Origin of the sequence: Devosia sp. (genome assembly GCF_028290645.1) — a bacterium.
Lineage (GTDB): Bacteria > Pseudomonadota > Alphaproteobacteria > Rhizobiales > Devosiaceae > Devosia_A.
On record NZ_JAQGJL010000039.1, the window covers coordinates 1 to 7,221 of the forward strand.

Below are 7,221 nucleotides of genomic sequence, written 5' to 3' on the forward strand. Positions count from 1 at the left end.
CAAAGGGCGGCCCGAGAGCCGCCCTTTTTGATTCCGATGCCGTCGCCGTCACTTCGGCGCCAGCACAATCACCATCTGGCGGCCTTCGGAGCGGGGGGAGGATTCGACCTTGGCTTTCGCCTCGAGCTCGTTCTGCACCTTGACCAAGAGCTGCATGCCCAGTTCCTGGTGCGCCATCTCGCGACCGCGGAAGCGCATCGTTACCTTCACCCGGTCGCCCTCTTCGAGGAACCGGTGCACCGCCTTCATCTTGGTCTCGTAATCGTGCGTGTCGATATTCGGACGCAGCTGGATTTCCTTGACCTCGATGACCTTCTGCTTCTTGCGCGCTTCGGCTGCCTTCTTCTGGGCAGCGTATTTGAAGCGGCCGAGATCGAGCATCTTGGCGACCGGCGGCGTCGAGTTCGGGGAAATGATGACGAGATCGAGTCCCTGCTCCTGCGCCTCGGCAATAGCCTCGCGCGTCCGCACGACGCCACGGTTCGCGCCTTCGCCATCGATCAGCTGAACGTCGGGGGAGGAGATGTCTTCGTTGGATTGCGGCCCATCTTTTTGGGGCGCTACAGGTCTCATGGGACGGCGAATGGCAGACGATCCTTCAATTGTTACCGGAGCGGCGGGAAATCGCGGCTAAAATCGTGCCGTGACGACCATAAGTCAACACCACCAGAGACAAGAAACACGTGCCGGAGATGGTTTCGCGACAAACTGTTGCCGCGAAGGTGAAGCGCGGGCAAAAGGCGGCGGCGAAACGTCAGCGACAATGGGGTCATAGGTGGAGTCGATAGGCTATGTCGAGGTCGGCGAAGGCGCCGAGGCGCGTTCCATCGCCACCATCCGCCGCGAGGGGGCCGCGCCCGGGATCTTCTGGCTCGGCGGCTACCGCTCGGACATGACCGGCTCGAAGGCCATGGCGCTCGATGCGCTGGGCGCGGAGAAGGGCCTTGCGGTGACCCGGCTCGACTATTCCGGCCACGGCCAATCGGGCGGGGCCTTCCTCGATGGCACGATTTCGCGCTGGCTCGAGGAGGCCTTGGCGGTGTTCGCGCTGACCACGGGACCGCAGGTGGTGGTCGGCTCCTCGATGGGCGGCTGGCTGGCGCTGCTGCTGGCCCGCGAGATGAAGCGGCAGGGCAGCGACCGGGTGAAGGCGCTGGTGCTCATCGCGCCGGCGGTCGACATGACCGAGGAGCTGATGCTGGGGCAGTTCACGAAGAAGGAAAAGAAGGCGCTGAAGGAGACGGGAATGATCCTTCAGCCGTCGGATTATTCGGACCAGCCATATCCGATCACCGCGAGGCTGATCGAAGACGGGCGCAAGCACCTGATGTTCGGCAAGGGCATCGACGTCGGCGCCCCGGTGACGATCCTCCAGGGCGGGCGCGATCCCGATGTGCCGCGCGACCATGCGCTGAAGCTGGTGCAGCATCTGCTGACCGATCCCGTGACGTTCACACTGGTGCCGGATGGGGACCATAGGCTGAGCCGGGAGCAGGACCTCGAACTGCTGCAGGCGGCGGTGGCGCGCGAGCTGACCGTGCCGCCGGAGCAGCTGGTGCTGGAATTGTAAAGCAGGCGAACTGGAGCCAGGCAATGACCACGATCACCGACGACTACATGAAGGAGATACTGAGCAAGTCGCGCCCTTACACCGTCATTATCCTGAGGAAGGGGCCGAACTATGTGGCCGAGGGCGCCCGGCAGGTCGTCTGGGAGCACGGCCGGCGCAATTTCGAGCTCCGCGCCAGCGGCAAGCTCGCCATCGTCGCGCCGGTGACGGACGACAGCGACATCGCCGGCATCGGTTTTTTCACCGGCAGCATCGACGAGACGCGGCAGCTGATGGAAGACGATCCTGGCGTCAAGGCCGGCTGGTTCACCTTCGAGGTGCACCCGGTGCGCAGCTTTCCCGGCGACAGCCTGCCGGGCTAGAACGCGAGCGGCGTCAGCTGCTTGCCTTCGGTTCTATCGCGGTTGGGCATTGCGCATTCGGATCATCGAGAAATCGAGCCCCGAGGCGGCGACAGCGTCGTGCAGGGGCCAGAGCGAGGGGAGAACCAGCAGTCGTGCGCCCGTCTCGGCAATACGGGTCGGCAGGTCGGCGACCTCCCGCGATGAGCGCGGTACGACGCTGGCGAGGCTGGTCCAGTAGCCGGCGGTCCGGTCGGCAAGCCTGAAGGTTTCGGGCGGCATCTCGTAGACGAACAGCTTTGCCTCACGCACGCGCTGCTCCCAGACCCGCCTCAATCGTGATGACCGCCTCGGCCCCTTCAAGCAGTGCCAAATCCGCCGGGCTGCTGCCGTGCCCCTTCCGAAAGGTGACGCGTGGGCAGTCGCGGGGGAGCAAGTAGTTAACGATAGTGCGGGCTTCGATGGCCCAGACCTTCGCTTCGCCATCGGCAGCCAGGCGCGGCACGAAGACGTCGATATTGCCGCGCTCACTGACGTGAAACAGGCTGGTCATCGGACTGTGAGGGGCGCGAGTTGCCGCCCCTTGGCATCGAAATTCTCCGGTGCCAGCCAGCGCTCGAACCCGGCCTTCCGCGCCGGCCACTCTGCGTCGAGCATCGAGAACCACGCGGTGTCGCGGCTTTCGCCCTTGACGATCATGTGCTGGCGGAAGACGCCTTCATGGGTGAAGCCGAAGCGCAGGGCGGCGCGCTTGCTGGGTTCGTTCCGGTTGTTGCACTTCCACTCGAAGCGGCGGTAGCCGAGGTCTTCGAAGATGTGGCGGGCGAAGAGGTAGAGCGCCTCGGTGGCGAGCCGGGTGCGGGCGATGGACGGGCCCCAGTAGATCGAGCCGATCTCGATGACGCCATGCTCGGGGACGATCCGCATCAGCGCCTGCCGGCCGCCCGCCTTGCCGGTCGCCTTGTCGATGACGGCAAATGGCATCGGGTCGACTTTGCCGACGACGTTGTCGATGAACGCTTCGGTGTCGGCCTGCGTCCTGGGGGCATGATCGGGGAGATAGGCGAAGCGCGCCTCCGCGTCGGGGACGTTCGAGGCTTCGAAGAGGTCGGCGGCATGCTTCACGCTCAGCGGCTCGAGCCGCACGTAGCGGCCCTCGAGCACCACGGGCTCAGGTGGCGTCGCGGGTTTCGGGCCGCTCATTGGTGGCTGTTCCAGATCGCGTCGAGACCCTCGCGATAGGTGGGGTAGAGCAGGTCGGTGCCGAGCGCCTCGAGCACCCGCTTCGACGAGACGCGCTTGTTGTCGGAATAGAAGCTCTTTGCCATCGGGGTCATCTCGGCGGTGTCGAACGGCACTTCGGGCGGCGGCTCGATCCCCATGACCTGCGCGGCGTAGGTGACGAGATCCTGCGGCGGGGCGGGTTCGGAATCGGTGAGGTTGAACGTGCCCTCGAGTTTTGCCTGGGCGGCGCGGGCCGTGATCCGGCCGATGTCGGCGACATGGATGCGGTTGAACACCTGTCCCGGCTTGACGATCCGCCGGGCCGTGCCCTCGCGCAGCTTGTCGAAGGCCGAGCGGCCGGGGCCGTAGATGCCGGCCAGCCGCTCGATGAACAATGGCACGCCGCGCTCCTTGGCATAGGCGCGCCAGGCCTCCTCCGCCTCGACGCGCTGCCGCGACCGGGGGTTGAGGGGGCGGGTCGGCGCGTCCTCGTCGATCCACTCGCCGTTGAAATCGCCATAGACCCCGACGGTGGAGAAATAGCCGAGCCATTCGAGGTTCGGCGCCGCGTCGAGATCGGCGCGGTGGAGGTTCAGCGCCGGATCGCCGCGCTCGTCGGGCGGGATCGAGAGGATGACGTGGGTGGCCTGACGGACGTCCTCCCTGACCGTCGGGCCGGGCACTTCGCCGTCGAACACGTGTATGCGGTAATTGGTGTCGGCGAAGGCCTCGGCGCCGTCGGCGCTGCGCGTCGTGCCGGCGACGGGAATTTCCGGATCGACGAGGAGATGCAGGGCCCGCGCCGTGGCCCGCGAGGAATAGCCCATGCCGAAGAAGAATACGCCCATTGGTGGTCTCTAGTTGGCGCGCGCCGGCTGGACGACCGCGTTCCACTCTGCCTGGACGCTGATGTCGCCTTCATCGGGCAAAAACGCAAGCGCCAGCACATCCGCGCGTGCTTTGGCCACAAGCCGCCGGACCGCCCACACCGCCGCGCCGCGGATCAGCGGCTCGGGATCGCTGAGCCGCGCCTCGGCCAGCGGGATGAGCGCGTCGTCGCCGGAGTTGCCTACCGCGATCAGCACATTGCGCAGGAACCGCGCGTGGCCGATGCGCTTGACCGGCGAGCCGGCGAACAGCGCCCGGAAGCCGGCATCGTCGAGCTGGACGAGATTGGCGAGGGCGGGGGATTTCAGATCGTCCCGGGCGCGGAGCTTCATCTCGTGCGTCTCGGAGGCGAACTTGTTCCAGGGGCAGACCGCGAGGCAGTCGTCGCAGCCATAGATGCGGTTGCCCATCGGCTCGCGGAACTCGAGCGGGATGGGCCCGGGATGCTCGATATTGAGATAGCTGAGGCAGCGGCGCGCATCGAGCTGGAACGGTGCCGGGAAGGCATTGGTAGGGCAGACATCGAGGCAGCGCCGGCAATTGCCGCAGCTTTCCGGATGCGGCTCGTCGGCCGGTAGCTCGGCAGTGGTGAAGATCGCCCCGAGGAACAGCCACGAGCCGTGTTCGCGGCTGACCAGCACGGTGTGCTTGCCCTGCCAGCCGATCCCCGCCCCCTCGCCGAGCGGCTTTTCCATCACCGGCGCGGTATCGACGAACACCTTCACCTCCGCCCCAGTGCGGCGGTTGAGCAGCCCGGCGAGCTCCTTGAGCTTGCCCTTGATGATGTCGTGATAGTCGCGATTGCGCGCATAAACGGAGATGTTGCCGAGCGAGCGATGGGCGAGATCGGCCATCGGGTCGCTGTCGGGCCCGTAGTTCATGCCCAGCATGATCACCGACCGCGCCTCCGGCCACAGCGCCCCGGGAGCGGCCCGGCGCTCGGCGGTCTCCGCCATCCACGCCATCTCGCCATGCCAGTGACGGGCGATGGCGGCGTCGAGCTTGGCGGGCAGGTCCGGCCGGGAGTCGGCTCGCGCAATGCCGAAGGCGTCGAAGCCGAGGGTTTTGGCGCGGGTGCGGAGTTCGGTGAGGAGGTCGGCGGACACTAGAAGAGGTCCACGTAGGGACCGTAGCGGAAGGCGCGGTTGCGCGCATTGCCGGTGATTTCGATCAGCAGGCCGGCATCAACCATTCTACGGACAAGGACGTTGGCACCCGCTTGGGTCATCCCGAGCAGCTCCGCAACGTATTTGACGCTCACGACAGGGTGTTTGAACAAATCCTCAAGCAAAGTAAGAGCGCTGGCTGCCGCGCGGGCAAAATTATCGGTGATGAGTTTGCGGTGAGCCTCTCGCAACGCCACAATTCTTCTGGCGGTCTCGGTTGCCTCGTCGCTCACGGTGCGAATGCCTTCAATGAAGAACTTCAGCCACTCCTCCCAGGCCCCATGGTCCCTCACCGCCTGCAGCAGTTCATAGTACCGCTGCCGGTTGGCTCTCAAATAGTGGGATATGTAGAGCACCGGCTGCGACAGCGCCTGCCGCTCGCAGAGCAGCAAGGTAATGAGCAAACGGCCCACGCGACCATTGCCGTCGAGAAATGGGTGAATGGTCTCGAACTGAGCATGAACCAGCCCGATACGGACCAGAACGGGCAGGCGCTCATTCGAATGGACGAAATTCTCCAGCGTGGAGAGTGCTGCGCCCACCTCATGGGCAGGTGGGGGAACGAAGATCGCGCTGTTCAGCGTGCTGCCGCCATGTCCGATCCAGTTCTGGCTGGTTCGAATCTCTCCGGGATTGCGCTCCTGGCCGCGGACGCCGGACATCAGCTGTTCGTGAATCTCGCGAATGAGGCGGGTGGAGATGGGTAGCGTCGGCAGCCTCGCGATGCCGTATTTGAGTGCATCGATGTAGTTGATCACCTCGACAACATCACCCGGCCGTCGAGCGTCGAGGAGGTTGGCCTCCGCCTCCAGGACATCGGTCAGGGAGGACTGCGTTCCCTCGATCTGGCTCGAGAGGACCGCTTCCTTGCGGATGTACATCAGGACGAACAGATCGGGGTTGGGCAGGGTCTGGATCGAGCCATCGAGGCGACCGAGCGCGCGATCGGCGTTCGAGAGCAGATCCTGCATCTCTGTATCGATCGCGAGAGGCGGATTCTGCGGGGGCAGTGCACTAGGGATGAACGCGCTGAAGCCCAGGGGCTGCGCGACGTACCTGCCGGCCCGGCCGTTCGAGCGAAGTCGGTTGTTCATGGGGAGCTATAACGTAGTTGTCAGTTTCATAAGTGGCACAATTCAGGCCCTTATGCAACTGTCAGTTGAACAAGGCGGCGGGTGAGCGCCATATTCAACCAAGCGCGCCTACACCTTCAAAAATCCAGATCCGCATACCCCGCCGCGGCTGGCATCCCTGCCACGCGGTCGTTGAGCAGCGTGCGGAAGGCGGGGCGGGATTTGATGCGGGCGTACCATTGGCGGGTTTCGGCCGAGCTGTCCCACAGCACGTCGCCGAGATAGTCGAGGCTCGAGAGGTGGGCGGCCAGCGCGAAATCGGCCAGCGTCATGGTGTCGCCGGCGATCCAGTGGCGGGTGGCGAAGAGCCAGTTGAAATATTGCAGGTGCTCCGCGAGGTTGGCCTTGGCGACGCGCAAGACGCCCGGCTCGGGGGTCATGCCGCGCTGGTCGCGCTTGACGATCTTTTCCTCGAGCACATAGCGGGTCACCTCGTCGTTGAGCTTGACCAGCACCCATTCGAGCAACCGCCACATCTCGTTGCGGAGCGCCGGCTGGGCCGGGAACAGCCCGGCCACCGCGCTCGGGGCGTAGCGCTCCTCGATGGCGTGGATCACCGCCAGGGTTCCCACCACCGGCAGCTCGCCGCTTTCGACGAGGATAGGCACAGTCGCCGCCGGGTTGATCTCGAGCAGGGTGGGCTCGCGCGTCCACGGTTTGATGTCATCGAGATCGGGGGCGACGCCATATTCGGCGAACATCAGCCGGGCCAGTCGGGAGGAGGGGTCAAGCCGGTGTTGCAGCAACCTGGGCATGCGGGAAAACGATCCTTGCCGATCCTTGGCGGGGCAGGGCAAATCGGGCTAGATGCCGCCCGCGCCGCCTCTCTGGTGGGATGAGTTAGGGGATCAGTTGAACGTCGATCAAGGTCTTTTTGTGCCGCTGATCCTGGGGATTAT

At 65.1% G+C, this 7,221-nt stretch carries 10 protein-coding genes; 2 read left to right on the forward strand and 8 right to left on the reverse strand.

The window, feature by feature from the left end; genetic code table 11:
* Nucleotides 1-48 precede the first annotated feature (48 nt).
* Nucleotides 49-585, reverse strand: coding sequence for a translation initiation factor IF-3 (gene infC / locus JWQ89_RS02215; RefSeq protein ID WP_299638042.1), 537 nt, complete (start codon nt 583-585; stop codon nt 49-51).
* Between the two features lie 190 nt (nt 586-775).
* On the opposite strand from infC, the gene JWQ89_RS02220 reads away from it, so the two are divergent.
* Both JWQ89_RS02220 and JWQ89_RS02225 read left to right on the forward strand, forming a co-directional pair.
* On the forward strand, nt 776-1,570 hold the full coding sequence (locus tag JWQ89_RS02220; protein WP_299638026.1) for an alpha/beta hydrolase: 795 nt from the start codon (nt 776-778) through the stop codon (nt 1,568-1,570).
* Nucleotides 1,571-1,593: 23 nt separating this feature from the next.
* Complete coding sequence (locus JWQ89_RS02225) at nt 1,594-1,932, forward strand: hypothetical protein (protein WP_299638028.1); 339 nt, start codon at nt 1,594-1,596, stop codon at nt 1,930-1,932.
* 33 nt (nt 1,933-1,965) lie between these two features.
* Here the strand turns inward: JWQ89_RS02225 and JWQ89_RS02230 are convergent, their stop codons facing one another.
* The 7 genes from JWQ89_RS02230 to JWQ89_RS02260 form a co-directional block, all read right to left on the reverse strand.
* Nucleotides 1,966-2,223, reverse strand: coding sequence for a DUF6886 family protein (locus tag JWQ89_RS02230; RefSeq protein WP_299638030.1), 258 nt, complete (start codon nt 2,221-2,223; stop codon nt 1,966-1,968).
* Entirely contained in the window at nt 2,216-2,464 is a 249-nt protein-coding gene (locus JWQ89_RS02235) for a DUF6886 family protein (RefSeq protein ID WP_299638032.1), read from the reverse strand. Before JWQ89_RS02235 ends, JWQ89_RS02230 begins: the two co-directional genes overlap by 8 nt.
* Nucleotides 2,461-3,114 (reverse strand): GNAT family protein, encoded by a 654-nt coding sequence (locus tag JWQ89_RS02240; protein ID WP_299638034.1) that lies wholly within the window; start codon nt 3,112-3,114, stop codon nt 2,461-2,463. Before JWQ89_RS02240 ends, JWQ89_RS02235 begins: the two co-directional genes overlap by 4 nt.
* On the reverse strand, nt 3,111-3,983 hold the full coding sequence (locus JWQ89_RS02245) for an SDR family oxidoreductase (RefSeq protein WP_299638035.1): 873 nt from the start codon (nt 3,981-3,983) through the stop codon (nt 3,111-3,113). Before JWQ89_RS02245 ends, JWQ89_RS02240 begins: the two co-directional genes overlap by 4 nt.
* Nucleotides 3,984-3,992: 9 nt before the next feature.
* Nucleotides 3,993-5,129: a tRNA epoxyqueuosine(34) reductase QueG gene (gene queG / locus JWQ89_RS02250; RefSeq protein WP_299638037.1), complete on the reverse strand. Its 1,137-nt coding sequence runs from the start codon at nt 5,127-5,129 to the stop codon at nt 3,993-3,995.
* Nucleotides 5,129-6,160: a Fic family protein gene (locus JWQ89_RS02255; protein ID WP_299638038.1), complete on the reverse strand. Its 1,032-nt coding sequence runs from the start codon at nt 6,158-6,160 to the stop codon at nt 5,129-5,131. The genes queG and JWQ89_RS02255 overlap by 1 nt, the downstream gene beginning before the upstream one ends.
* Before the next feature lie 239 nt (nt 6,161-6,399).
* Entirely contained in the window at nt 6,400-7,077 is a 678-nt protein-coding gene (locus JWQ89_RS02260) for a glutathione S-transferase family protein (RefSeq protein ID WP_299638040.1), read from the reverse strand.
* Between the last annotated feature and the right edge of the window lie 144 nt (nt 7,078-7,221).